Below are 26,252 nucleotides of genomic sequence, written 5' to 3' on the forward strand. Positions count from 1 at the left end.
CTCCTTGAGAGTATAAATTAGAACTTTACAGATTGCTCTCTGTCTTTTTTTGCAGGCAAATAATCTGTCCTGGGTTTCTTTTCCGGCCAGCTGGGTGAGTTAAATATGCGACACCGGCCAGCAGCAGAAGAAGAAGCATAATCTTCATCTGCAGGGAGAAATACACCATAAAGTAGCTGAACGCAACCAATGGCAGCATGACTAATCTCGCCGCAAATTTCAAAAGCGAACTTTGACTGATAAAATCAGCAAGTTCGGGTGACCAGTGGTAGTATATACGCACGAAGCTCCGGCCAGCCTCATTTGTTTTCAGATATCGATCACGGAACTGACGCAATACCGATACCTGAGATTCCAGCAGAGAGCCATAGGCAGCGGTAGCGATAAAACAGGCATCATCCGTTTTGAATGTCTTCTGAGGACCATAAACTATCATATCGTTGGAGAGAACGGCATAGGCGCGCACGAAATAGAAGGTGTCGGGAGTGATTCCGGTTATATCACTGCCGAACTCACCTGTACCGCTGCCGTCGGAGGTCTGTCCCCTGCGTACACTACCATAATTATTTGATTTTTCCTCCACCCAGGCCGGAAAGACTGATGTTGCCGCATCACCGTCACCGTTGGCTATGGCACTGCCGTCATCGGTATCTTCAGCCGTAGTGACAGAGGGATACGGGGCTACACCGAAGACAACGCCGCGGGCCGTCACTGAAAGAGGGCAATCTTCCACATCTGAGGATTCGCAGTCAAATTCTTTATTTTCTTTAATTGCGCCTCCTGATAATGCCCCGTTGCGGGTCACATTGATCGGCGACATGGTGGCAATCAAATAAGGCATCTCGGAGAGATCTGATACTCCCGGTGTCTCCGGCGGAGGAACGTCGCTGGTAAAAGCCACCAAGGCCATATCATCGTCGGCACCGTCATTGGTGAAGCCAGCCACCAGCACCCTGCCGTTTTCGGTAACAACGACACCACGGCCGATATCATTTCCACCATCGATGTCGGTAAGCACAGGCTCACTCCCCTCTCTGGCGGCGATCAGTTCCGATTCCATCAGGCTGAGGCTGCTGTCGATCTCTGCAGGATCTTCGGTTTCGTCGCCGTTCTCGCCTGATACCTTCAAAACCGTACTTTTCATCAAAGACCCGGTGGCATCGAGATGAACCAGGACAATATCCGTATTGTCGCCGTTTTCTCCTTCACCAATAACCAGAAGGGAACCGTCGTCAAGTGCGGTTATGGAATGGGCAATTCCGGCATTTCCCGGACCCAGGTCATTGACGGCTATACCGTTGGTGCCGTAGGAAGAGTCGAGCTTACCGTCGGCGGAAAATTTGGCGGTGGTTATACTTTGACGCTCATCCACTGTGGTAAATCCAGCGGCGACAAGAGAGAAATCCTCAAGGAATACGCCTGAAAAAAACTGCGAATTCTCGCCAAGATCGCCGACGGCCTCGCCATTGCTGCCGAAAGCAGTATCAATGTCGCCGTTCTCGGTGAGACGAAAGAGAATAGCCGTTGCCGGTGATTCGTCACTTTCTTTGACGCCGCCGAGTATTAAGCTGCCGTCATCATTCTGGGCAATAAAATTTGCCGTGGTATTGAACTCCTCCGTCACTATGCGGCGAAAGCCGCCGTCGCCAAAAGAGGTATCGAGGGTGCCATCTTCAAGAAATCTGGCAGCCACCGCCCAGTTCCGAGCCTCGGAGCGCAATACCCCGCCGACCACTATGCGATTTTCCGAATCGATTACAACGCTAAAGGCTTCGCCGTCATATTCTTCCTGCCGCAGGGTAACGATCCCGGAGATGCCGAAGTCGATATCGAGAATTCCCGAGGGTGTGATGCGGAACAGGGCGAATTTCTTTTCTCCTCCGATGGTCTCCCTGAGGTAGCCGGCAACCACTATATTGCCATTCTCCGTAATCGCCAGATCGTTGGCCCCGTCATCACCACTGCCCAGCGTAAAGGTGGCCTTGCCGTCACTGGCAAAAGTGGTATCGAGGGTGCCGTTGCTGTTATAGCGAACCACCGCCACTTCAACGGCAGGATCGACCTCGCTGGTACCGGCCACCACAATCCTGCCGTCTTCAAGGAGGAGGACGGCGTTTGCCTGGTCATTGCCGTTGGCGATATCGTCTACCTTGATTCCTCCATTATTAAAATCAGGGTCGAGTATATAGCCGCCCATGCTCTGGCCCGGCAATAAAAGAAGCATCATCCCCAGGACCGCCGGAAAGAAAGATTCAAGTCTGCACTTTGTGTCCTTCATTTTTTTGTCCTCATTGGAGGTTGGAACCCTGTAGACTGTTTTCTTGTTTTTTTTTGCAAGATTATCTGTCTCAAGGTTCTTACCCAGCCCAGCTGGGTTTGTTAGTAGCACAATTGTCAATCGTATAGTAAAACGTCTTTTAATTAATGCTAGCCGATCATCTGATTCATTTCAAATATCGGCAGAAGAATGGAAAGAATAATAGCCCCGACAACCCCTCCCATACCTACTATCATGATCGGCTCTATCAGTGATGTCATGCCTACAACTGCAGATTCCACCTCCCGCTCGTAGGCATCCGCCACCTTCTTCAACATTTTTTCCAGGGTGCCTGCCTGCTCACCCACTCCGACCATCTGCACAAACATCGGCGGAAACCAGGGGGAATTACCGAGCGAGACCGTCATACTCTTGCCTTCTCTGATTTGCACAATGGCATCGTCGACAACTTGGGAAATCTGCGAATTATTCATTATGGTCTTAACTATTTCCATTGAAGCTATCAGGCCGACGCCGCTCTCCAGCAGGCTGCTCAACGTCGAGGAAAACCGGGCCAGAATAATTTTCTGCAAGACAGTGCCGATAACAGGAATCTTCAAGAGTATATAATCCCAGAGAGGGCGACCGTATTTACTTTGAATAAAAATCTTCAGGGAGATGCCAAGCGCGGCCATCAGAAAAACAACAATGAACCAATAGTCCTTGAGAAAATCGCTCATCCCGATCAGAATTCGGGTAGGCAGAGGCAATACCTTGTCCATCTCGACAAAGACCTGGGTTATATTCGGTATAATATAGGTGATAAGTATAATCAGGACACCGACACAAATCAAAGCCATAACCAGTGGATAGATGAGCGCAGCGGTCAGCTTTCCCTTAAGTACCTCCTGTTTCTCGCCAAAATCAGCTAGTCGTTCCAAGACGATATCCAACGATCCCGAAGCTTCGCCTGCCCGAATCATATTTATATAAATATTGGAAAATATCTTCGGGTGTTCGGATATGGCATTGGTCAGGGTATTACCCTCATTGACCGATTCCTTAATCTGAGCAATTATTTTCTTGAAAGCCGGATTGGTTGTCTGGGAAATAAGGGAGGATAGAGAAGGTACCAACGGAATTTTGGCTCCCAACAGCGTCGCCAGCTGGCGGGTGAAAATGTGCAGCTCCTTAGTGGTGATGCGATCAAAGAGGCTCAGGGAAATGGCCCTGCCGCCTGCTTTTTTTTGTGCTTTTGCAGAACTCTCTTTTATATAAATCGGATAGTTGCCGCCGGAGCGCAATTTTTTTCTGGCAGTGCTCGAACTGTCGGCATCGACAATGCCTTTGCGGCTTTTTCCATTCTTATCAAGGGCTTTATATTCATATACGGGCATAGATACACCTTTTAACGGGAATCGTACATTTTATGAAACTTACGATAGAAATACAACGAGAAACAAAGAAAAATGGAAAATAAGAAAAAATTCCTTTATAGTAAAAAAAATGATCTCGTAAAATGTCTTTGAAGTTGCCGAGTCCAACAAAAAAACAACCTGATTGCCCCTAATCCTCAGCTCAAGGTCGGGACTGCTCTTTTCACGGGTCTCTGCAATCCCGGACGGCTGCAGCGAAGCCCCCTTGGACGGGTTTATGGCGTCCCGATGAAAAGAGCAGTCCCGGCCTGGGCCAGAAAATGCTGAGTTTCAGGGGTAATCAGAAAAAACAATTCACGGATGCGATAAAACATCTCCCTCAACCGCGCCGCGCTATGTATACGGAATATTTCGGATTACAAGAAAAGCCATTTACCATTTCACCTGATCCCCGTTATCTTTACATGAGCGAACATCACAGGGAGGCACTGGCGCATCTGCTCTACGGCATTTCCAGTGACGGTTGCCTGATTCTTCTCACCGGAGATGTGGGAACCGGTAAAACCACAGTTTGCAGGAGCCTTCTATCCCTTCTTCCTGAAAATACCGAAACGGCCATCATCGTTAATCCAAAGCTGAGCGTTCAGGAGCTTCTGGAAACTATCTGCGAGGAACTGGAGATACCTTTCAGTAAAAGCAGCAGCTCTCTCAAATCCTACATCGACGGCATCAACAATCACCTGCTCACCTCACATACCCTGGGCAAAACAACGGTGCTCATCATCGATGAAGCACAAAATCTCGACATGGATGTGTTGGAACAGCTCCGGCTGTTGACCAATCTGGAAACCGACACCGCCAAACTCTTAAAAATTGTGCTCATTGGCCAGACGGAGCTTCAGGAAAAGCTGAAAAGCCCCGAAGTTTCCCAGATTAACCAGAGGATTACCAGCAGATATCACCTGGCGCCCCTGAGCAAGAACGATGCCATTCGCTTTATCAAGCACAGGCTCATTATTGCCGGCGGCGGCAGAATGCAGTTCTTTACAGATAAAGCCCTGCTGCAGGCCTACCAGCTCAGTAATGGCATACCGCGACTGATCAATATACTCTGCGATCGCGCATTACTGGGAGCATACGTGGAAGAAAAGGACCAGGTGACTGAAAGGATCATGCTGAAGTCCGGCTGTGAGGTATTGGGAGAGGCACCATTACCGCCTGAAAAGCGTCAGTGGCCTGTACGTATTCCCTATAGAGCCGTAATCTTCAGCCTGGTCCTGCTTTCCTTGGGAACAACAGCCTATTTACTGCTCTCCGAAAGAACTAATCCATTCAAACAAATTATTGAAAATATATCCGCCACCCGAGAGAACAGCCGGGACTCTCTGAATATGGATTCCGTTAGGAGCAATGTGATTCCGACGAAGGCGGGGCAATCCGAGAGTAACGATGGATCCAAACCGGCCGCCGCCCAGCTGGAGCAGGTGGAAAAATTATAACGCTCTCTCCGCTGATTCCATTTATACCGGACAAGAATGATTTTATCGTAAGGCCGCGACAAAGAGGATTAAATTTTGAAAGCAACCACGAGTCAGGACAGATTGCACAGACTTCGAAAGTGCCATTTATGGACAGGCACTAGATAAAAATTTCGATATACAGGGCGCAGAAGAGCGGGCTTTCTCAAAATCTGCGTTCGCGACGCCATCAATAATGGAAATCAAGAGACCGGCCACCCCATGTCCTACATCCTGGATGCACTTAAAAAATCGGAGGTAAAACGGGCGGAGAAGCAGGCTCCTTTTCAGCTGCAGTCCCACCCCTCACCGCCTGCCGCGGTTCCGAAACGGACCTGGTCACGGCTCTGGATTCTTTTTTGGTTGATCATTATTGCCTTCCCGCTGAGCTACCCTCTGTATACTCACTTCACTATGCAATATAGCCGGAATGTCGATACGACCATTGCCGAAACAGCTGGAGCCGATCTTCAGGAGAAAGAACCGGAGATTCCGGCAGCAGATGCAGCTGAAGTCGAACAGAGCGGCACCATTCCAGAGCTTCGCCCGGTAAACAACAAGAAATATCCAGGATCTGCAGTCGAAAGTGGTGATGTTTTCGAGCCTGCTCCTCTGGGAGTTTCACGGGCCTCCCTGCCTTCACTCCCCTCATCGGAGCAGTTTTCCTCCGTTCCCTACCTGGATGAACTGGAGTCACCTTTTCGGGAGTCGGTACCCGAGTTTAAACTCGCCGGTCATGTCTATGCCAATGATCCGGCCCTGCGTCTGATTCTTATCAATAACAGGATCGTCAGGGAAAAAGACGTTGTTGCCAAAGATTATATCCTGGAAGAGATTACTCCAAAGGGAGTAATCTTTCGTTCGGGAGATATACGGTTCCGTATGGATGGCTATTAAAAACCACCATAGCAAGAAAACTCAAAAATGTATTAAAAATCGGGATTTGGAAACTTGAGACTCATCCGGGCTAATTCCTTCACAACTCCTTCCTGTTGTAATAGCCGACAATGCTCCCATAAAAGATCAGCAGTACTCCCCAGCGGGCCTGGTCGACGCCGTCATCGATAATTGCCAGGATCCCCACTGCAACACACATTAATGATAAAAACAACCACAGATTATAGAGCATGAAGCCGACCTCGTATTCGGCACAAAGTTTTTTCAGTAAATAGAGAAAAAAACAAAAACCCATTCCGCCCCAGTATCCGATGACCAGAAATGACGCTATCGGGACAAGGCTCTGATCAACCGATTCTACTACCGGAATCAAGAACAGAAGACCAATTCCAACCACAATATAGAAAACGAGGGAGTTTCTATCCATTGCCATGCCTCTTATTATCATTTGACGGCATCACCAGACTGTATCAGTCTCTTCATTCATACCCTGATTAACTATAAAGTTTTTTGAACGAAAGCTCAAACGTTATTGATCGATCCGCTCCAACAATTAATTATCTCAAGCAAATTTTCCCTAAAAGGATGCTGCGGGTTCATGCAGTTTTTTTTGCCTGAAGCAAGACAAATCATTAAAATTGAGGCACCCAGGGTCATCTTTTCCCGTTTTTCCGAAAAGAATGTGAGAAAGATACACATCACAGGTTTATCGATATGGGAAATATGGTACTATTCCCGAATATTATCCTCTACGTTCAGGGCAAATTTTCAGCACAGTAAGGAGCACAATACGGATGAGCAAAAGGGCAATGGATACGCATGATGTAGCCACTCAAATTAAAAATAAGAAACTGGTGGAGGAAAGGAGACGGCAGATTGTCGATGGGGCGGTAAAACTTTTCATCAAATACGGCTATCATAAGACAACCACAAGAACGCTAGCCAAGGAGACGGGGCTCTCCATTGGATCACTCTACGAATATGTCTCCACTAAAGAAGATGTGCTCTACCTGGTATGTATTGCCATCCATGAAGAAGTCGAGCATGGTCTCAAGAAGGCCATGTCCCGCAAGCTTGAAGGGCGGGAGGCTCTCAGGGAGATAATCCGCGGACATCTGCTCGTCTGCGACCGCATGAGCGATCATGTCCTGCTGATGTATCAGGTTACCCACTTCCTCCCCAAAAAATGGCAGAAAAAGGTTCTTGCCGCGGAACTACAGATCACCAATCTATTTATTGATGCGATGATGCTCCTGAAGCATGAGGGAAAATTGGCGCTGGACGATGAAACCATTAGCCTTATCGGCCATAATATTTCCATAATCGGTCATGCCTGGGCCTTCCGCCGGTGGTATTTCACCACGGTCTTTACCATAGAGCAGTATATAGAAAAACAAACCGCATTTATTATGGGTTTTTTGACGGAAATTACCCCCAAAAAGAACTTCCGCAACCAGAGCGACTCCTTTTTGTAGTCCCTGATAACAAAAAGCCGCAATCCGGAGGTTTCTTCGGATTGCGGCTCCATTCTCTTTCATTTTTTGAGAGCACTACCTGCCTGCGGCAATGTCAAAGGCTTCATCGAAGGTTTAATACGGCAATTGTATTATCTTGGCTTTACAGAGAGCAGCAGCAACTCTGTGGGAGTGTGGAGTCTAGTGTTGGTTGCCTGCCGCATCTTATCTTCGATGAAGCCTTTCACCCCTGTCGCTTTGTTGCTTAATAGAATTATCAGTTACGAACTCTCACCGACTGCGTCTGCGATACGGTTCTTGCCTGAATCCAGGGCTTGCCCACCGGAAGCACATCCCGTCCGAAAACCTGCATGAAAATCACATGCGCCATCATATACCAGGCATTGAGGGCACAGAGGATCAAAACATACGCCGCCACCTTGGTCATGGCCGGATATCCGAAATGGGCCAAATCAAGGAGGATGAAACCGGCCACCAGCAGGGTAAAGGTCGAGGCCATCGCACCATGAACCCTCATTGCGGCTACCCACATTATTATGGTGTACAAGGTCCAGACCACAAGAAAGTAGCCGATATCAGTAGGGCTGGAGGTATAGATTCCATATTTATTGAACATTAGGATGACACTCAGCGCCATCCAGAAGGACCCGTAGGAGACAAAGGCGCTGTACCCGAAATTATTGCCGGCCTTGAATTCCTGAAAGCCTGCAATAAGCTGGGCCATTCCTCCGAAAATAATGCCGCAGGCAATGACCGGTCCCAAACCGCAAAGTCCGAGGTTGTGAAACTGAAGAATGAGGGTGGTAAGACCAAAACCTGCCAGTCCTACTACTGCGGGGTTGCCTGTTGGTGTCTGTGTATCTGCCATTGTGTCTCCTCCAATATTTTCCGTTGATTGTTGAATATCATCCGAAATCGATACTGAAGGTAGAAGCAAAGCCCATGCCATATACAGAAAAGCGAACAACACGTTGTATTCCAAAGACATACGAGCAACATAATCACGCTATACGACTACAACCATAGTTGTGAAAAAGAGAGAAGATGGCGGAAAAGCCAGGCACACCAAGACATAGCTCGCCGACAACAAAAGTTGTGAATACAACAAAGGTTGTAGGCCTATTTCCTTGTTTTCCACTGACGCAGTCTCTTGCTCAACGCCTGCTGAGAGATTCCCAGCATCGAAGCCGCGGCAGTCTGGTTATTGCCCGAACGAAACATGGCCTCCTCGACCAGCATCCGTGTTGCCTGCTTGATAGTTGGCAGAGGGTCGGTGAAATTGAGGGGAATTCCTTCAGCGCTGTCCCTTGTGTGATGCCGACATTCAGCCTGCCGTGCCTGGGCGATGTGCTCCCGGAAGACCCTGAGAGGGAGGCTGCCGCCTTCACTTAAGGCAACCGCATCGAAGACCATGGCTTGCAGCTCACGGATATTCCCGGGAAACGTATAGTTTTCCAGCACCACCATAAGCTCCTGGGGAATACGCGGCTCAGGCTTATCCAGAGAGGCTGAAGCACTATGAACAAAATGCTCCACCAGAGCGGCAACATCCTCTTTACGCTCCCGCAGGGGAGGAATGACAATACGGTGAGTGCGCAGCCGATAATGGAGGTCCTGCCGGAAAAGCTCCTTTTGCTGAAGCTCCCAGAGATCAACATGGGTCGAGGCAATAATACGGGCACTGCTCTTGCGGGTGGCGTCCTGGCCGAGCGGCATATATTCCCTTTCCTGAAGCAAGCGCAGAAGTTTGATTTGAGACCCCGAGCTCAGATCACCTATTTCATCAAGAAAGAGGGTGCCGTCCGCGGCCCTTTCAATTAAGCCCGAACGCTCGGCCTCAGCTCCGGTGAAGGCTCCCCTGACATGGCCGAAAAGCGTATCCGAAAAGACGTTATCATCGAGTCCGGCCACATTGGTGGCCACAAATTCTCCGGGATTGCCGCTGAGCCGGTGTATGGCCCTGGCCATTAGCTCTTTGCCGGTACCTGTCTCACCACTTACCAGAACGGGATGGGAGGTGGCGGCTACCGATTCCACATAGTTGAACAGCAGCATCATTTTCGGAGAGCTGGTTATCATTTCGGCAAACGCCTCGGGATGCTTCAGAGTACCTTCGCGCAGTTTATCGTTTAAGGCCAGATTCTCCTGGTGAAGTTCCCCGAACTGCAGACTTTTTCTGACCGTTGCCAGCAGCCTGCTTTCATCCACGGGCTTGACGATATAATCAAAGGCTCCGGTCTTCATGCAATCTACCGCCGTTTCCGCATCGATGCGGCCGGTAATAATAATGACCGGAATTTCCGGATAGCGAACGGCTATTCGATCGAGAATGGCTTCACCATCCACATGCGGCATATTCAGATCAAGCAGAACAACGCTTGGAGCACGGCGCTGGACTATCGACATGACCTGCCGGCTGTCCGAACAGGTAAGAACATTGTTGATGCCTGCCAGCTGCAGGGTGGTATCGATGGAGAAAAGGATGCCCTCCTCGTCATCGACAACAAGAATCGGATGTGTCGGGTATGGTCTGCGGCTCATATCATCCTCCCTATCACTTCATCCGGGCTGTACCGCGGCAATAAAACAACGGCTGTCGTTCCCTGCATGACTTCCGAGTTGAAATCCAGCCATCCTCCATGATTCCGTACTATAGTATCGGAGATGGAAAGCCCCAGGCCCGTGCCGTTGCTGTCTCTTTTAGTGGTAAAAAAAGGATCTTTAATGCGCTCGAGTACGTCCGGCTCCATTCCTTCGCCAAAGTCCTTGACTTCCAGAAAGATTTCTTCAGATTCCTCCAGATAACCGGTTTTGAGGTAGAGCCCCTGATGAGGCCCGGTGAGCGCCTGGCAGCCGTTGACGAGAAGGTTGATTACCACCTGCCCGAGACGCTGGCTGTTTCCCTGCAGGGTGGGAAGGTTTTCGTAATATTCAATCCTGAAATCGTGGGTTGCCTTTTTGATAAGGCTGAACATGAGTCCTATCGCCTTCTCGACAACTTCATTGAGATTTACGGTTTCTCTGAGATCGGCAGGTTTCTGGCCGGAAAAATCCTTCAGGTCTCCGACTATTCGTTTAACCCTCTCTACCCCCTCGTGCGAAAAGGAGAGCAGCCGGGGCATTCTCTCCCGCAACTGCGGATAGGACATAGTGCCCACGTCAAGTTCTCCTTTTTCCTGATAATGACTGTCGAGTATCGGCTGGGCGGCCTGCCAGAATTTGTCGAAGACTTTGATGTTGAGCATGATCGAGGATATGGGATTATTTATCTCATGGGCAACTCCGGAGACAAGCGTTCCGAGAGATACCATTTTGTCTGCCTGCATCATCTGCTCCTGCTGCATCTTTGCCTGAGCCTCGATCTTCTTTTTTTCGGTAATGTCTCTGGCAGTCATCAGGTAAGTGCCTGCAGATTCCCCCGTGTCCAGTTTGGCGAAAGTGGCCTCTACCGTTATAACTCGATTATCTTTAAGAAAGAAGTCGCTCTCGAGGAGATAATCGACAGCCTCATGTCCGATCATGTCGATTTTATCACGGAACTGCTTTTTTTGCCCGGGAGGAACCAAGGAGGTGATATCCAGGCCCTCCATCTCAGCGAATGAATACCCGCTGATTTTCTTCCAGGCGGTATTGGCATAGGTTACCCGCAGATCGGTGTCAAAAAGGAGGATTATCTCGCGGGCGGTTTCCGCAAGGAGGCGATATTTATTTTCACTTTTTCTCAGCGACTCTTCAATTTCCCGTCGATGGGCTTCACCGGTGGCACCCTGCCAGATAATATACACGGAAAGCACTGCAATTATTCCAAGAATACCCAGGAATATGAAGGTCATATGCTCGGTAATCGCGGCTATCTGGGCATGCACGTCTTCGACATAGACACCGGTTCCGACGATCCAGTGCCACTGCGGGAACTCCTGGACATAGGATATTTTAGAGAAAACCCGGCTCGGGTCATCCTGCCATTGCCAGTGGTAGTTGACATACCCCCCTCCGGTTTTCTTAACCGTGTCAAGAAAAGCCAGGAAAAGCTTTTTACCCGCCGGATCTTCGGTATCGCCCACATATCTCCCCTCCAGGTCTGGTCGGTATGGATGCATAATCATGCGTGGAGTGGTGTCGTTTATCCAGAAATAGTCCTTGTTGTCGGGTCCATAGCGAAGACTTCGCAGATGAGAGACGGCCTGCCGCTTGGCCTCCTGCTCAGAAATGGAACTCCCTTCCGCCAATTCCGCATAATATCTGATGGAGCTCATTGCAGATTCGCCCAGAGCGTGAATCATTTCCCTCTTACGGTCCATAAGATGGGTTTCCACCTTGGGGAGAATGTAGCCAAAAAAAGTACCTATAAAAAGGAACATCGAGAGCAGGACCGGCATGAATATTCTGGCCGGAACCATATTTGGCAGGAAGGCCGGCGATGGGATTTTTTTCATTTATTTGCCTTTATCATTCACAATAATCTCGTAAAAAATCATTGAAACCGGGATGAACTCTGGAAATTTCTCCGAAGTTGCCGAGAGAGGACAGAGTTCATCATATTCACAATAAAGTAGTCATTCTGCAATATGCCACCCCGCTTCAAACAGAACAAGGCTCTTCCTGGAAATTTCCACTTTTTCCCCTGGCCTTTTGCACACATTGATGATCCACACGCACTGCAACCTGGTAAAAAACAAAAAAAGATTAAAGAACACCGTATTACAGTCCTTTACGAACAAAGTGTTCATTTAGAATATTTAGTGTTTCTGAACTGTTGAATAAATAATTTTGAATATCAATACCACAACAGGCCGTTCTTTCAAGTTAGGAGTAACAATGTTATTTTCTACCGCTCAAGTCTTTCCAGCAATGAATTTTAATATATTAATTCAGATATTTATCTTACTATACCTGCATTTTTAGGACAATTTTTTTCCCCTGTTAGCAATAATATTATTCCGCGAGCGCCAAGGCCAATCCATACATATATTATTGTTATTTCAGACTTTATCATATATAAGCAGATAACAGTAATGATTGTTTATGTAACAATGTTCATTTATTATCTGGAAAATTCTTGAAGTATATGTCTCCATGCATTATACATCGAAATGGAGGCTGGTGAATGGACTAAGATTCAGACCACAAGGAGCTATTATGGGAAAATTTGATGAGGTGCTGCAAAAGAGCATTGACAATCCAGAAGAATTTTGGGCAGAAGCTGCAAAAGACATTACCTGGTACAAGGATTACGACACCGTTTTAGATTCATCAAAAGCGCCATTCTACAAATGGTTTTCCGGCGGCAAGATGAATACCTGCTACAATGCCGTGGACCGCCATGTCGAGGGCGGCCGGGCTGATCAGACCGCGATCATCTACGACAGCCCCGTAACCAACACCATCAAAAAAATTACCTACAGAGAATTACAGGAAAAGGTAGCAACTTTCGCCGGCGCCCTCGAGAGCCAGGGAGTGGCAAAAGGCGACACCGTAGTCATCTACATGCCGATGATACCCGAGGCTGCAGTTGCCATGCTGGCCTGCGCCAGACTGGGTGCCATCCATTCCGTTGTCTTCGGAGGATTTGCTTCACACGAGTTGGCCATACGAATCGATCATGCCCAGCCGAAAGTGCTGATCACCGCTTCGGGAGCAATTGAAGGTAAGAAAGTTCTGGAATACAAGCCACTGGTAGATAGTGCTATCGAACAATCCGTCTTTGAAATCGGCAAAGTTATCGTCTTTCAGCGCGATATTGTCAAAGCTACCATGATCGAAGGCCGGGATCTCGACTGGAAGGATCTGGTCGACAAAAGCAAGCCGGTCGACTGTGTTCCGGTGGACGCTACCGATCCCCTCTATATCCTTTATACCTCAGGCACTACGGGAATGCCGAAAGGTGTCTTGAGAGACAACGGCGGTCATGCGGTGGCATTGTATTGGACCATGAAAAATCTCTACGATATCAATCCGGGTGAAGTCTGGTGGTCCGCCTCAGATGTCGGTTGGGTTGTCGGTCATTCTTACATTGTCTATGCTCCGCTGCTGCAGGGATCAACCACGATCCTCTACGAGGGTAAGCCGGTTGGAACACCTGACGCCGGTGCTTTCTGGCGGGTCATCTCGGAACATGGCGTCAAGGCACTCTTCACCGCGCCCACTGCCTTCCGAGCGATAAAGAAGGAAGACCCCAAAGGCGAATATTTCAAAAAATACGATACCTCCTGTTTCGAATGCCTCTATCTGGCAGGCGAGCGAACCGATCCCGATACCCTGCACTGGGCTGAAGATTTGATCGGAGTGCCGGTGATCGATCACTGGTGGCAAACGGAGACGGGATGGGCAATCGTTGGAAACTGCCGCGGCATAGAAGAGCTTCCGGTGAAAGAAGGCTCCCCGACCAAACCGCTGCCGGGCTATAATGTCCATGTTGTAGATGAGGCGGGAGATGTTCTCCCCGCCGGTGCGGAAGGAAATATCGTTATCAAGCTTCCTCTGCCTCCTGGAAACCTGACCACTCTCTGGAAAAATGAGGACCGATTTGTCAAATCGTATATGAGCAAATTCCCGGGGTATTACGACACCAGCGACGGCGGCTACATCGACGAAGACGGCTATGTCTATGTCATGGGAAGGATGGATGATGTTATCAACATTGCCGGTCACCGTCTTTCCACAGGGGCAATGGAGGAGATTATCTCCAACCATCCGGCTATTGCCGAATGTGCGGTTTTTGGAGTTGATGATCAGCTGAAAGGTCAGCTGCCGGTCGGCCTGTTCGTGCTGAAAGCAGGCATAACCGAGGATGCCGACTCGATCAAGGCTGAACTGGTAAAAATGGTTCGTGAATCAATCGGCCCCATCGCCTGCTTCCGGGATGCCTGCCAGGTTGCGCGTCTGCCGAAGACCAGGTCCGGAAAGATCTTGCGCGGCACTATGCGCTCCATCGCCAGCAATAAAGAGTACAGGATGCCGTCAACAATAGATGATCCTGCCATTCTCGAGGAAATCACCGAAAAACTCACCGAGATGGGTTATGTAGTAAAGAATTAACACCTTCCAAAAACACGGCGGCTGCCTTTGGGTGACCGCCGTGTTTTTCTCCGATACCATTCCCTGCAACCTTCCCAGAAGATATTCCCGGCATCAGCAGCGTTAATATTATTGTAACTCCAGATGGTCAAGCACATTCAAGCGGCTAAATACAAGGTTGTGAGCAATAGCCGGCACCCAAAAGGCTGGACTGCATTGCAATTATATTTGACAAAGCCCGTAACCACTTGTACCCTCTTGGAATTGCTTGATTCCAAGAGTGATGGACTCGTCCATCGGTAATTTCGATGATTTTTTAGGAGATCATCAATTAGTGGTGTAACGAACGACATCATATCCTTTCTCTCCGAGAATGCATATTGAATCAGGTAAATTGACGCTGGGAAGGCTATTTCAACGTCAAAAGCAGTTTTTTTTCACCCGACAACCTGTATTTCCTCGCTATGGATTTTCTCTTACCGCAACATTACCAGGCCTATATTCCCGCGGCGGCTGTCGGCCTTCTGGTATTTTGCTGCTTCTTTCTTCTCGTAGTACCATTTTTGCTGCGCTACAGAGACATCCGCAGAGAATTTGAGAGAAAGACGGAGCTGCTTGAAGAGTACCGGCGGCAAAACTCCACCCTTAAAGATGAATTGAATCAGGAGCAGATACGGGCCGCCAAACTCTTAACCCTGTTGAAGACCGAGCGCAGGGGTACCCACGAAAAACTGGTGATTCTCGAGGATGCCAGAGAGAATCTGCTTCTCCAGTTCCAATCTCTGGCACAACGTATTTTTGAGGAGAAAAGCGAAAAATTCGGCCATGAAAACAAGGAACGGGTATCCGCCTTGCTCCAGCCTCTCCAGGAGCAATTGAGAGTCTTCCAGAAACGCATAGATGACATCCAGGTAAATGATGTCAGGGAACGCAGCTCGCTTAAAGAGGAGATACTGCACCTGCGCGATCTCAATCAGCAGATAAACAAAGAGGCCGCCAATCTTACCAGAGCATTGAGAGGAGATAAAAAGATGCAGGGCAACTGGGGAGAACTTGTTCTGGAGCGGGTTCTGGAAAAATCAGGGCTCCGCAAGGGCGAAGAATACACGGTGCAGACAGGATACCGCAATGGCGACAACCAGCTCCTCAAACCCGATGTGGTCATCCATCTTCCGGATCACAAGGACATTATCATTGATTCCAAGGTTTCCCTGACGGCCTGGGAGAAGTATATCAATTGCGATGACGACAAGGAGAAAAGCCATTTTCTCAAAGAACATATCCAGAACATCCGCAATCATATCAAGGGACTTAATCACAAAAACTATTCGGATCTGAACAGTCTGCATTCCCTGGATTTCGTCCTTCTCTTCATTCCCATCGACTCATCCTTCATCGCCGCCTATGAAAACGATGAAAATCTCTTTGGCGATGCCTACGAGCAGCGTATCATCATCGTTACGCCGACTACGCTCCTGGCAACACTGAAGACCGTGGAGAATCTCTGGCGTTATGAGCATCGCAACAGAAACTCCAGGGAGATTGCCGATCGGGCAGGCGCGATTTACGACAAGCTCTGCGGCTTTCTTGAAGAAATGGAGAAAGTGGGAAAGCAGCTGTCCACCTGCACTGCCACCTATGATGCGGCCATGAACAAATTGACCAGAGGAAGGGGGAATGTTATCTCACAGGCCGGCAAACTTACCGAACTCGGCATCTCCGTAAAGAAAAAAATCCCGCAATCGATCACGGCACTCTCAGACACGGATCTTGTCAATTAATCTCCGGCAGCAGGAACAATAGCGTGACGTCACTGATTATTGCCAAAGTATATCGAAAATGGTACTAGAGAGGATCTATGCATATTCTTTCATGATCTTTTCAAACGGAGGGGAGTTTCGTGCTATTACATCAAAAATTCATTGAAGTGGCCAAGAAGCAAGGTGAGAAGCTGGCCATCCATGACTTCGCAACCAATAAGAAAATCTCATACAACAGGGCGCTTCTTGCCAGCATTCTCCTCTCCAAGTATTTAAAGAAGCTGGATAAAGGATTTATCGGACTTATGGTCCCCACCTCCGCCGGCTGCATGCTGGCGAAAATCGGCATTCTGATGAGCGGCAGAATTCCGGTGATGATCAACTATTCCACAGGTGCCGAGCAGAACGCCGTATACGCCCAGAAAAAATGTGACTTCAAGACCATAATAACCTCCAGAGCCCTGCTGGAAAAGATAGAATGTGCGCATGTAGACGGCATGATATATCTTGAGGACATAATGGAAAACCTCTCCGGCCTGCAGAAGATCAGAGCGGCGCTCATCTCCAAGCTTCCGGTATCGGCAATCAAGATGATGGTTCATGGCGGTGGGGAAGACGACACCGCCGTCATCCTTTTTACCAGCGGCAGCGAAAAGGATCCCAAAGCGGTACAGCTTACCCACAAAAATATTGTCTCCAATATTCTCTCCGCCTCTGAGCGCTTCCACTTCTGCAGCGACGATATTTTCCTGGCCTCACTGCCGCTTTTTCATGTTTTCGGCCTTACCACCAATATGTGGATCCCACTCCACCATGGCATGACTCTGCTGGCCTACGCCAATCCGCTCGACTTCAGGAAAATCTGTGACATTGTCCGCGATGAAAAGGCTACCTTTATGGTAGGTACACCAAGTTTTTTCTGGGGATATCTGCGTAAATCCGAACCCGGCGACTTCGACAGTCTGCGCATCATGCTCTGCGGTGCCGACAAGTGCCCGGAAACTCTTCGGGAAGGTTTTATGGAAAAACATAACATTATCCTTTATGAAGGTTATGGGGCAACGGAATGTTCTCCTGTCATTTCAGCAAACTGCCCGGAGCTGAACAAACCCGGCAGCGTCGGCCAGCCGATCGAGGGAGTACAGGTAAGGATCGAAAATTACGAAACCGGCGAAGAATGCGGACTGGGGGAAGATGGCCGCATCCTGGTAAAGGGCGACAATGTCATGAAGGGGTATTTCAATGACTTTGAGCAGACTTCGCTGCATATCCGTAGAGGATGGTACGATACCGGAGATATGGGCAACATCGACGAGGATGGCTATCTCTGGCACGTCGGCAGATTGAAGAGATTCGTTAAAATCGGCGGTGAAATGGTTTCTCTGGTTAAAATTGAATCCGTCCTCGACCGCCTGCTGCCCGAAGACGCTCTCTGCTGCGTTGTCGAGGTACCTGATTCCATAAAAGGCGCCAAGATTGTTGCCGTAACCACAATCGGGGTCGACAAAAAAAGCGTCCAGAAAAAAATGGCCGAACATCTGCCCAAGATTGCCATTCCCAAGATTTTTCTGGTGATGGAAGAACTACCCAAAATGGGCTCCGGTAAGATAGACTTCCGCACAATCACGGAATTGACCAGAGCGCAGCTGGCCGGAGAAAAAAATTAAGCTCTTTCACCAGACCACTACAAAAAACCCAGCTTTTTCCGGAAACCAGCGCTGTTGACTTTTTGGAACACTGATCCGGTAACTGCTGGTTCCAAAATGTTCTGCACTAGGCTTTCGGCCGAAATACCGCGGAAGTAAGTTTACCATGCCACACTTCTCCGACCCTTTTTTCCTGTGCTCTGTTTAAAGACTTATCTTTATTTTTTACACCTGGTGATTACTATAGGTAGATAATTATTCTATTTTCATGACTTGTGGACTCGTCCGTCTCGGCAGCTTCGTAAAGAATCGCAAGCTCTCAGGTGGTGTGGCAGTAGAACCATATTATCTTTTGATAGTGTCCAAATTGAACCACCGGGTTTTCAATGTTGCGGATAGTCCCGCAATCAAAATATGACATGAGCCATGATCGGACCGCTTTCCCATAAATCAGAAAACCGCCCACGAGTGCGGAAACCATCGCCGATTCCCGACACCCTTCAGTTTGTTATCCTGATGGCAGCTCTGGTCTTCCTTTTCACGATGAATATCGAAGAACTCGGCTACAACTGGCAATGGTATCAGGTCGGCAAATACATCTACACCTTCGAGGAACATGGGTTTACCGCAGGCCCATTACTGGAAGGGCTCAAGGTAACCCTGCAGATTTCAGCTATAAGCATGCTGTTTGCCCTGCTCATAGGATTCATCACCGCCTTTCTCAGGCTTGCCGATGCCCCGGTGGCCCGGCTTTTCGCCAGATTATATCTGGAGATTACCCGGAATACCCCTTTGCTTATTCAGATATTCTTTATCTACTTCGTACTCGGCCCTGTACTCGGGCTGGAGCGCTTTCTTTCCGCTGTTCTGGCCCTGAGCCTTTTTGAGGGCGCCTATGTCTCAGAAATTATCCGTTCCGGCATCCTCTCGGTCGACTCCGGGCAGAGGGAAGCGGGATATAGCCTGGGGCTTGGTAAGAGCCTCACATATCGTCATATTATTCTACCGCAGGCTTTGCGCAATACCCTGCCGCCCCTGACCAATCAGGCCATATCGCTGGTCAAGGACTCCGCCCTGGTCAGTACCATTGCCATATATGACCTTACCATGCAGGCCCAGAGTATAATTGCAGAAACCTTTCTAACTTTTGAAATATGGTTCACCATAGCCTTAATGTATCTACTCATCACAATTTCCCTGTCTTTTGCCGTCTCCATCATGGAAAAGCGAATGCAATCCACGGGACAGCATTAAGACGGCCGACAAAGACCAAAACTCATGTCACTGGAGGAAACAAATGAAAAAACCACTATGGATTATGCAGGTGATTGCCCTATTTACCCTTGTCTTCTGTCTTGCCGGATTAGGCTCCGCCGCCTCCATTCAGCAGCAGCTGGCCCGGGAAAGCACTCTGGAGAGCATCATCAGGAGCGGGGTAATAAGGGTTGGTATGGACACCTTTCTCCCCTGGGCAATGAAAAGCACCAGCGGTGAATATATTGGTTTTGAAATTGACGTTGCCCGACGACTGGCCGAGGATATGGGGGTAAAGGTTGAATTTGTTCCCACCAAGTGGGCTGGTATAATACCGGCGCTGCTCACTTCCAAATTTGATGTGATCATTGGCGGTATGGGCATTACTCCGCAGCGTGCACTCAAGGTCAATTTCTCCATCCCCTATGACTATTCCGGTATGTCCATAGTGGCGCACAAGGAAAAGGCGGAGGGATTTTCAACCATTGACGATTTTAACAAACCGGAGGTTGAAATTGCCTGTAAGCTGGGAACATCTGCGGCCGCGGCCACCAAAAAGTACCTGCCTGAAGCTACCGTTCGTCTCTATGATGATGAAGCTCAGACCTATCAGGAACTCCGCAACGGCAAGGTGCATGCGGTGGTAGCCTCTGCGCCTCGTCCGGCATTTGAAGCCATCAAATACAGTGATTCGCTCTTTATGCCGCTCAAGGGAACCTTTACGCAGGAGCCTATCGGTTTTGCCATCAGGAAGGGAGACCCGGATATGCTGGCGTTCCTGAACAGCTGGATTACCAACGTCAATCTCGAAGGCTGGCTCAAGGAGAGACATGATTACTGGTTTGAGACCCGTGACTGGGCGGATTTGCTTGAGTAGTCGAGAGGAGCATTCCACCTGATAGAAGAACAACGGAAAAAGAGTTGAGGTGGAGAGCCGTAACCCGGCTCTCCATTCTCTTTTTTACCCCAGCTTTGTTATCTGGCAAAACCTTGAAGAAAAAATTCAGCATACTTGACACCATTATCATCATGGCCGCAATGATTCTGGTTGGCTATATCCTATATCGGCTGAACCACTCCCTGAATTACAGCTGGAACTGGGCCATCATCCCCTCCTACCTCCTCCATTATAATGAACAAACTGAAACATGGCAAAGCGGTCTTCTGCTCCAGGGGTTTTTCACCACCATCAGATTAAGTATCTGGGGTACTCTTCTTGCCGCTCTGCTGGGAGTGATGGTAGGTATGATGTCCATCTCCCGGCGCCTTTTTCTCCGCCTTAGCGCCAGAACATACGTTGAGCTCATCCGTAATATTCCGGCTCTGGTTTTGGTTTTCATTTTTTATTTTTTTGTAAGCGATCAACTCATTCCGCTCCTGCACATAGACCGGCTCAGTCGCAGCCTCTCCGGAGAGAGCCGCCTGCTCTTTTCCTTTTTCCTCTCCAAACCGGAAATGATCACCCAATTCCTCTCGGGCGTCATTACCCTTGGCCTTTTTCAAGGTGCCTATATTGCTGAAATTGTCAGAGGCGGAATCCAGTCCATAGAAAAGGGCCAGTGGGAGGCCTCTGCCGCCCTGGGGCTCACCAGTTGGCAGCAGATGCGACGGGTCATTCTTCCCCAGGCCATTAAAAATATGCTGCCGCCGCTGGCAAATGAATTTATCAACACCATTAAATATTCTTCCATTGTCTCGGTGATTTCTATTCAGGAGCTAACCTTTCAGGGTATGCAGGTCATGGCCTCGACCCAAGTCACCATCGAGGTCTGGATCACCATCACGGCAATGTACCTGGTCCTCTGCCTTTTTCTGTCGATGTTTGTCAACCGGCTGGAATACAAACTGTCACAAGGCAGATTTTAGCCGATGCAGCCATGGAAAAGATTTCATCACCATTTGCAATAACCAACATTCGCTGCTTCATCGCTTTTCGTCTCTTTTTCAACGCCAGGTTTTATTATCCCGTCTTCACCATCCTCTTTCTCGACTATGGGCTGACCATTGATCAGTTTGCCATACTCAACAGTGTCTGGGCTGCCACAATCGTCATAGCAGAGGTGCCATCCGGTGCTCTGGCCGATATCATCGGCAGAAAAAGGCTGCTCCTCGCCACCTCGGTGTTGATGGTGTTGGAAATGGCGCTGCTCAGCTTCGTTCCCCTGCACAACATCACTCTGGTCTTCTGGGCCTTTCTCCTCAACCGTATCTTCAGCGGCTTGGCCGAAGCACTGGCCAGCGGCGCCGATGAAGCTCTTGCGTACGATACTCTTGCCGAACAGGGCAACAGGGATGACTGGCCGGTCGTGCTCAGCGTGATGATGCGCATCAAGGCTCTGGGTATGGCCCTTACCATGGCCATCGGCGCACTCATCTACGATCCGGCGATCGTCAATGGAATCCTGCAGTTTTTCAGCTCCTCCATGGTGATCGATCAACAGACATCCATGCGCTTTCCCCTTTATCTCACACTGGTTCTCAGCATACTATCCTGTATTTCCGTGATGTTGATGCAGGAAAAAAAACCGCCCAAGGTTTTTTCCGACAGCTCTTCAGATATCCTTCGGAATGTCCGAAATGCATTAGGTTTAACACTCCGGGCGGGACGCTGGATCGGAACAACACCATTTGCCCTGGTAGTCATCCTTTTTGCCATGGGCTACGATCATATTCTCCGCATGCTGATCACCATGACCAGTCAATACTTTCGCCTGATTCAGCTGCCGGAAGCGAGCTTTGGTTTTATAGGGGCGTTCATGGCCCTGCTCGGGATGTATGTGCCCAAAGTAGCCGAAGAAATGGTCCGGCGATACACTCCCCTGCAGAATATGCTGTGGCTCTTGCTGCTTATCCTGGTTGCGCTCTGCGGACTGGCACCGTTCATTCCCTACTGGGGCGTTTTTCCCATGGCTCTGGTCTCTATAGGGATTATGCTGACCTCCTTTTTCACCAGCCACTATCTCAACAGGATCACAGAATCGCACCAGCGCGCCACTGTGCTGAGTTTCAAAGGCCTGGCGTTTAATCTCGCCTACGGATTTATAGGGGGAGCGTTTGCCGCTCTGATCGGTACGATCCGCTCCGCCAAGGAGGCTGCACACCCGCAACTCAGCCAGAGCATTCTGGAAAAGATCGCTTTCAAGAATGCCATAGGCTGGTTCATTCCCTATACCGTGATCCTCTTCATTGCTCTGCTTCTCCTGGCTCGATATCTGCTGCGCAATGCGGCAATACATCGTAAGGCGGGATAACCGTCATTTACGGCATTGACCGTGTAGTGCTTATTCTTTCCAAAGCCGGTAAAAACAATGAAAAAACCACCTCAACTCTATAATATCGCTCATCGCGGCGCCCGCAGCCTTGCCCCGGAAAACACTATGACGGGCTTTGCCAAGGCATGGCAGGTCGGCGCTCATGGCGTGGAAACCGACGTATCGGTAACCGGGGACGGAGCGCTGATACTTTTCCATGATCCCAACCTGCGCCGAACCACCGATGTTGCGCGGATCTTTCCGCAGCGGCAGCATGATCCACTGCATACCTTCTCCCATGAAGATATTAAAAAACTCGATGCCGGTTCCTGGTTTGTTAAAAGTGATCCTTTCGGCAGCATCGCCGATGGTTCGATAACAGCGGCAGAAGCCGGATCGATGCGTCATGCACACATCCCTGCACTGGAGGAACTGCTCTTTTTCGTCAAGGCACATTCCTGGTTCGTCAACATCGAAATCAAGCGGTTGCCCAGAGAGCTGGCCTCCTTTGCCATTGTTGAAGAAATTCTTAAAATCATTGACAAAGTCGAGCTGGCTCCTGCAAGGTTTTCCATCTCTTCTTTTGAGCATTCCTATCTTTATCGGCTACAGAATCTGCGTCCCGAAGTGGAGATAAACGCGCTGATCGGCGAAGATCCCGGTAAACCCCAAAGCTGGGGAAATTATGAGTTTGAAATCTACAATGCCAATATCGATTTAATCGATTCGCTGCAGATAGAAGAAGCCAGGCGACGCGGCTGTCGCATCAATCTCTACACCGTCAACAGGGTCGAGGAGATGAAGCACTACCTTGCCCAGGAGGGGATAGATAAGATCATCACCGATTATCCCCAGCTCCTGACCCTTTTCCGGAACAGCCGAAACGGCTGCTGAACGCCCTGCCAACCGGAAAATCCAACGATAATGGATCAGTCCATTGAAACAGGACATCATAGCCGCATCTCGGTATTCTGATCCGGAAAAGACTTCTTTCTGCTTCTGCTTGTCCTGTTTCATTTGACGGTGGTGCCCGTTCATGCCTGAAATAGAGCGATTCTGCCATAGTGGCATAGTTTTTGGATAATTTTTCTTATCACGGATTGAAACGGAATAGGAAGAACAAAGTCGCCGATTTTCAAACGGAAAAACACAGGCGCCTATTCCACCACATCAAGCTCCCAAGATCGATGGAGGTTATGTTATGAAAAAATCAATGTTTGTAATGAGCATCATCTGCGCCGGCATAATTGCAACATCGAGCGGCCTCGAGGCACAAACCCAGGAGAATCAGAAAATGATGCATGGCTCTACACAACAGAGCGACAAACAAAATTACCATTCTAATATGCGCCAGGACACGATGGGCGGCATGGGTATGGACTCCGGCATGATGGACGGTATGGGTATGGGGCCCGGCACGATGGACGGTTGCCCTGGAATGGGTATGGGTATGGGTATGATGGGCGGCATGGGCCCCATGATGCACTACCGCATGATGGGCGGCTCCGACGGACCGGTTACGAAGAACTTCAAGTCTACCGAGGATTTTGAAACTTTTCTTGATGAGACTAAAGAGCAGCGCCAAAAATTGCACGCCATGAGATTTGAATATGGCGAGAAGATGCGCCAGCCGGAGACAACCGTGGGTGAGTTGAAACAAATGAAAAAGGACATGTACGACCTGATGGAAGAAATTCACGGAAAGGCAGAAAAATCTACCAAACCGTAGCAGATCGTGATCGTTTTTATGTAGAATTTCTTTTTCTATGATTTGGAGACGAAGTTATGATGCACTGGTTTGGGAATCACGGCTATGGAATGGGCGGGTTTGGATGGATCTTCATGATACTCTTCTGGATCGTAATTTTTGTGCTGATTTTTAATTTCATCAAAATACTGGCGCAAAGGAACCCGGACAGGCATTCGGCTGAAAAATCACATGAAAGTGCCGAGGATATACTCAAGAAGAGATACGCCAGAGGAGAAATCAAACGGGAAGAATATGAGCGTATGAAAAAGGATATCTCGTCTTAGTCACTCAACAAGTTATTCCACATCAGATATCACCGGTGCAAACCAGGATTACCACAGACTCGGGGGGGAGGTGCAGTTCATCGTCAACGGCTGTAATTCCCTCCTGAGAAGCCAGTGCAAACTCCATTTCAGCCGTATTGCAGCAGGTGATTTTTCGCGGTGAGTCAGAAAAGTTACAGGCAACGATCATATTTTTGCGGGTCATGGTGAGCCAACGCGCCGATTCGTCGAAACATACCGAAACATCTTCCATGCGTCCCTCATGCAGCGCCGGCATGGTACGGCGCAGAGCGATGAGATCGCGATACCAGTTGAACATTTCGCTATGCAGCTGTTTATTCCGTTCAGCCCAGTCAATTTTTGAACGGTTGAAGGTTTTTTCCGCCTGCGGATCAGGAATTTGATCATCCTGCTGGCCAAAGGAAGCAAATTCCTCCCGGCGCCCCTGTTTAACTGCCGCTGCCAACTCCTGATCCTGATGATCGGTAAAGTAGAGAAAGGGAGAGGAAGCAGCCCACTCTTCACCTTGGAAGATCATAGGGACAAAGGGAGAGGTCATCACCAGCGCCGCTCCAATCTTCAGTAAATCCCAGGAGAGCAGGTGACTTGTACGTTCTCCCAGCCCCCGGTTACCGATCTGGTCATGGTTCTGAAGGCATCCTACAAAACAGCTGCCTGGCAGTTCTCCGGCCGGACGTCCGTGAACACGATTCCGGTGGATGGAATATATGCCGTCAATTTTGAAAACCCTGGTCAGTACCTTGGCAAGATCGGCAAGAGTTCCAAAGTCACGATAGTAGCCATTGTTTTCTCCAGTCAGCACCGTATGCAGGGTATGATGGAAATCCTCATTCCACTGGGCATCGATGCCATAACCGCCTGCTCCCTTCGAGCGGACAATACGAGGATCATTCAGGTCGCTTTCGGCGATAAGCACCAGATGACGTCCGGTTTCACCGGCAAGATGCCCTACCTCATCGGCAAGCTGCTCGAGGAAATGGATGGCCGAAATATCCAGAAAGGCATGAACTGCATCTATGCGCAGACCGTCGAAATGGTAATCTCGCAGCCACATCAGTGCATTATCCACGAAAAAACGCCGTACTTCATGGCTGTGCGCTCCATCCAGATTAACGGCATCTCCCCACGGAGTCATATAACGCTCGGTGAAATAGGGCCCGAAGCGGCTCAGATAGTTTCCTTCGGGTCCAAAATGATTGTAGACCACGTCGAGCAAAACGGCAAGTCCACGCCGGTGACAGGCGTCGACCAGACGCTTGAGTCCGTCAGGACCGCCATAGGCGTGATGCGGGGCATAGAGATTGACACCGTCATATCCCCAGCCTCTGCTCCCTGAGAATTCGGCAACGGGCATCAGTTCGACATGGGTGATACCGAGATCGATGAGCTGATCAAGATGATCGATGGCTCCCTCAAAGGTTCCAGACTCCGAGAAGGTGCCGATGTGCAGCTCATAAATGACGGCCGTCTTCAGCGACGGCGGCCGCCAACATGAATCGGACCAAGAGAATTTTTCGTGATTCAACCATCGTGAGGGGCCATGAACTCCAGCCGGTTGCCAGCATGAACGGGGATCGGGAAAAGGTCCTTCACCATCTATATAAAATGCGTAATCAACTCCATGTTCTATAAACGGGGCCTCCACCAGCCACCAGCCGCTCTCCGTAGCAGTCATCCTGAGTAGACGATCACTGCAGGCCAATTCCACCCGCCGGGCCTGTGGTACCCATACTTCCATGTGTTCCAT

General features: G+C 49.3%; 20 protein-coding genes. 13 read left to right on the forward strand and 7 right to left on the reverse strand.

Translation table 11 applies throughout. The features are described from left to right. Positions 1-25: 25 nt before the first annotated feature. Together JWG88_RS18835 and gspF are read right to left on the reverse strand one after the other, a co-directional pair. Positions 26-2,278, reverse strand: coding sequence for a delta-60 repeat domain-containing protein (locus tag JWG88_RS18835; protein WP_205235346.1), 2,253 nt, complete (start codon positions 2,276-2,278; stop codon positions 26-28). A gap of 149 nt (positions 2,279-2,427) precedes the next feature. Beyond that, entirely contained in the window at positions 2,428-3,654 is a 1,227-nt protein-coding gene (gspF, locus tag JWG88_RS18840; RefSeq protein ID WP_205235347.1) for a type II secretion system inner membrane protein GspF, read from the reverse strand. A gap of 299 nt (positions 3,655-3,953) precedes the next feature. Here gspF and JWG88_RS18845 point away from each other — a divergent pair, with 299 nt between their 5' ends. Both JWG88_RS18845 and JWG88_RS18850 read left to right on the forward strand, forming a co-directional pair. Next, positions 3,954-5,132 carry an ExeA family protein gene (locus JWG88_RS18845; RefSeq protein ID WP_205235348.1) on the forward strand — a complete coding sequence of 393 codons (1,179 nt, stop codon included), beginning with the start codon at positions 3,954-3,956 and terminating at the stop codon, positions 5,130-5,132. Positions 5,133-5,372: 240 nt separating this feature from the next. Then, complete coding sequence (locus JWG88_RS18850) at positions 5,373-6,047, forward strand: general secretion pathway protein GspB (protein ID WP_205235349.1); 675 nt, start codon at positions 5,373-5,375, stop codon at positions 6,045-6,047. Positions 6,048-6,126: 79 nt separating this feature from the next. On the opposite strand, the gene JWG88_RS18855 is transcribed toward JWG88_RS18850, so the two are convergent. Further along, positions 6,127-6,474: a hypothetical protein gene (locus tag JWG88_RS18855; RefSeq protein WP_205235350.1), complete on the reverse strand. Its 348-nt coding sequence runs from the start codon at positions 6,472-6,474 to the stop codon at positions 6,127-6,129. 367 nt (positions 6,475-6,841) lie between these two features. Between JWG88_RS18855 and JWG88_RS18860 the strand changes: the two genes are divergently transcribed. Next, positions 6,842-7,522, forward strand: a complete 681-nt coding sequence (locus JWG88_RS18860; protein ID WP_205235351.1) for a TetR/AcrR family transcriptional regulator — start codon at positions 6,842-6,844, stop codon at positions 7,520-7,522. 256 nt (positions 7,523-7,778) lie between these two features. On the opposite strand, the gene JWG88_RS18865 is transcribed toward JWG88_RS18860, so the two are convergent. From JWG88_RS18865 to JWG88_RS18875, 3 genes are all read right to left on the reverse strand, one after another. Further along, positions 7,779-8,390 carry an acetate uptake transporter gene (locus JWG88_RS18865; RefSeq protein WP_205235352.1) on the reverse strand — a complete coding sequence of 204 codons (612 nt, stop codon included), beginning with the start codon at positions 8,388-8,390 and terminating at the stop codon, positions 7,779-7,781. 251 nt (positions 8,391-8,641) lie between these two features. After that, positions 8,642-10,063: a sigma-54-dependent transcriptional regulator gene (locus tag JWG88_RS18870; RefSeq protein WP_205235353.1), complete on the reverse strand. Its 1,422-nt coding sequence runs from the start codon at positions 10,061-10,063 to the stop codon at positions 8,642-8,644. Continuing rightward, positions 10,060-11,958 carry a cache domain-containing protein gene (locus JWG88_RS18875; protein ID WP_205235354.1) on the reverse strand — a complete coding sequence of 633 codons (1,899 nt, stop codon included), beginning with the start codon at positions 11,956-11,958 and terminating at the stop codon, positions 10,060-10,062. Before JWG88_RS18875 ends, JWG88_RS18870 begins: the two co-directional genes overlap by 4 nt. Before the next feature lie 703 nt (positions 11,959-12,661). Here JWG88_RS18875 and JWG88_RS18880 point away from each other — a divergent pair. From JWG88_RS18880 to JWG88_RS18925, 10 genes are all read left to right on the forward strand, one after another. Next, a complete protein-coding gene (locus JWG88_RS18880; RefSeq protein ID WP_240194612.1) occupies positions 12,662-14,560 on the forward strand; it encodes a propionyl-CoA synthetase in 1,899 nt (632 codons plus the stop codon). Between the two features lie 443 nt (positions 14,561-15,003). Continuing rightward, positions 15,004-16,320: a DNA recombination protein RmuC gene (locus JWG88_RS18885; RefSeq protein ID WP_205235355.1), complete on the forward strand. Its 1,317-nt coding sequence runs from the start codon at positions 15,004-15,006 to the stop codon at positions 16,318-16,320. Between the two features lie 119 nt (positions 16,321-16,439). After that, positions 16,440-17,966 (forward strand): AMP-binding protein, encoded by a 1,527-nt coding sequence (locus tag JWG88_RS18890; RefSeq protein ID WP_205235356.1) that lies wholly within the window; start codon positions 16,440-16,442, stop codon positions 17,964-17,966. Between the two features lie 405 nt (positions 17,967-18,371). After that, positions 18,372-19,199 carry an amino acid ABC transporter permease gene (locus tag JWG88_RS18895; protein ID WP_205235357.1) on the forward strand — a complete coding sequence of 276 codons (828 nt, stop codon included), beginning with the start codon at positions 18,372-18,374 and terminating at the stop codon, positions 19,197-19,199. A gap of 43 nt (positions 19,200-19,242) precedes the next feature. After that, positions 19,243-20,076 (forward strand): transporter substrate-binding domain-containing protein, encoded by an 834-nt coding sequence (locus JWG88_RS18900; RefSeq protein ID WP_205235358.1) that lies wholly within the window; start codon positions 19,243-19,245, stop codon positions 20,074-20,076. Between the two features lie 113 nt (positions 20,077-20,189). After that, positions 20,190-21,065 carry an amino acid ABC transporter permease gene (locus tag JWG88_RS18905; protein ID WP_240194613.1) on the forward strand — a complete coding sequence of 292 codons (876 nt, stop codon included), beginning with the start codon at positions 20,190-20,192 and terminating at the stop codon, positions 21,063-21,065. A gap of 11 nt (positions 21,066-21,076) precedes the next feature. Further along, positions 21,077-22,450: an MFS transporter gene (locus tag JWG88_RS18910; RefSeq protein ID WP_205235359.1), complete on the forward strand. Its 1,374-nt coding sequence runs from the start codon at positions 21,077-21,079 to the stop codon at positions 22,448-22,450. A 57-nt stretch (positions 22,451-22,507) separates the two neighbouring features. Further along, positions 22,508-23,344, forward strand: a complete 837-nt coding sequence (locus JWG88_RS18915; RefSeq protein WP_205235360.1) for a glycerophosphodiester phosphodiesterase — start codon at positions 22,508-22,510, stop codon at positions 23,342-23,344. A gap of 307 nt (positions 23,345-23,651) precedes the next feature. Then, positions 23,652-24,179, forward strand: coding sequence for a hypothetical protein (locus JWG88_RS18920; RefSeq protein WP_205235361.1), 528 nt, complete (start codon positions 23,652-23,654; stop codon positions 24,177-24,179). A 56-nt stretch (positions 24,180-24,235) separates the two neighbouring features. Further along, positions 24,236-24,484, forward strand: coding sequence for an SHOCT domain-containing protein (locus JWG88_RS18925; RefSeq protein ID WP_205235362.1), 249 nt, complete (start codon positions 24,236-24,238; stop codon positions 24,482-24,484). A gap of 22 nt (positions 24,485-24,506) precedes the next feature. Here the strand turns inward: JWG88_RS18925 and treZ are convergent, their stop codons facing one another. Continuing rightward, on the reverse strand, positions 24,507-26,252 hold the full coding sequence (gene treZ / locus JWG88_RS18930) for a malto-oligosyltrehalose trehalohydrolase (RefSeq protein ID WP_205235363.1): 1,746 nt from the start codon (positions 26,250-26,252) through the stop codon (positions 24,507-24,509).

Origin of the sequence: Desulfopila inferna, assembly GCF_016919005.1 — a bacterium.
Lineage (GTDB): Bacteria > Desulfobacterota > Desulfobulbia > Desulfobulbales > Desulfocapsaceae > Desulfopila_A > Desulfopila_A inferna.

Coding starts and splice junctions, on each gene's coding strand:
- JWG88_RS18835 (WP_205235346.1), bottom strand. CDS start 2,278: ATGAAGGACACAAAGTGCAGACTTGAATCTTTCTTTCCGGCGGTCCTG.
- gspF (WP_205235347.1), bottom strand. CDS start 3,654: ATGCCCGTATATGAATATAAAGCCCTTGATAAGAATGGAAAAAGCCGC.
- JWG88_RS18845 (WP_205235348.1), top strand. CDS start 3,954: ATGCTGAGTTTCAGGGGTAATCAGAAAAAACAATTCACGGATGCGATA.
- JWG88_RS18850 (WP_205235349.1), top strand. CDS start 5,373: ATGTCCTACATCCTGGATGCACTTAAAAAATCGGAGGTAAAACGGGCG.
- JWG88_RS18855 (WP_205235350.1), bottom strand. CDS start 6,474: ATGGATAGAAACTCCCTCGTTTTCTATATTGTGGTTGGAATTGGTCTT.
- JWG88_RS18860 (WP_205235351.1), top strand. CDS start 6,842: ATGAGCAAAAGGGCAATGGATACGCATGATGTAGCCACTCAAATTAAA.
- JWG88_RS18865 (WP_205235352.1), bottom strand. CDS start 8,390: ATGGCAGATACACAGACACCAACAGGCAACCCCGCAGTAGTAGGACTG.
- JWG88_RS18870 (WP_205235353.1), bottom strand. CDS start 10,063: ATGAGCCGCAGACCATACCCGACACATCCGATTCTTGTTGTCGATGAC.
- JWG88_RS18875 (WP_205235354.1), bottom strand. CDS start 11,958: ATGAAAAAAATCCCATCGCCGGCCTTCCTGCCAAATATGGTTCCGGCC.
- JWG88_RS18880 (WP_240194612.1), top strand. CDS start 12,662: ATGGGAAAATTTGATGAGGTGCTGCAAAAGAGCATTGACAATCCAGAA.
- JWG88_RS18885 (WP_205235355.1), top strand. CDS start 15,004: ATGGATTTTCTCTTACCGCAACATTACCAGGCCTATATTCCCGCGGCG.
- JWG88_RS18895 (WP_205235357.1), top strand. CDS start 18,372: ATGATCGGACCGCTTTCCCATAAATCAGAAAACCGCCCACGAGTGCGG.
- JWG88_RS18900 (WP_205235358.1), top strand. CDS start 19,243: ATGAAAAAACCACTATGGATTATGCAGGTGATTGCCCTATTTACCCTT.
- JWG88_RS18910 (WP_205235359.1), top strand. CDS start 21,077: ATGGAAAAGATTTCATCACCATTTGCAATAACCAACATTCGCTGCTTC.
- JWG88_RS18915 (WP_205235360.1), top strand. CDS start 22,508: ATGAAAAAACCACCTCAACTCTATAATATCGCTCATCGCGGCGCCCGC.
- JWG88_RS18920 (WP_205235361.1), top strand. CDS start 23,652: ATGAAAAAATCAATGTTTGTAATGAGCATCATCTGCGCCGGCATAATT.
- JWG88_RS18925 (WP_205235362.1), top strand. CDS start 24,236: ATGATGCACTGGTTTGGGAATCACGGCTATGGAATGGGCGGGTTTGGA.
- treZ (WP_205235363.1), bottom strand. CDS start 26,252: ATGGAACACATGGAAGTATGGGTACCACAGGCCCGGCGGGTGGAATTG.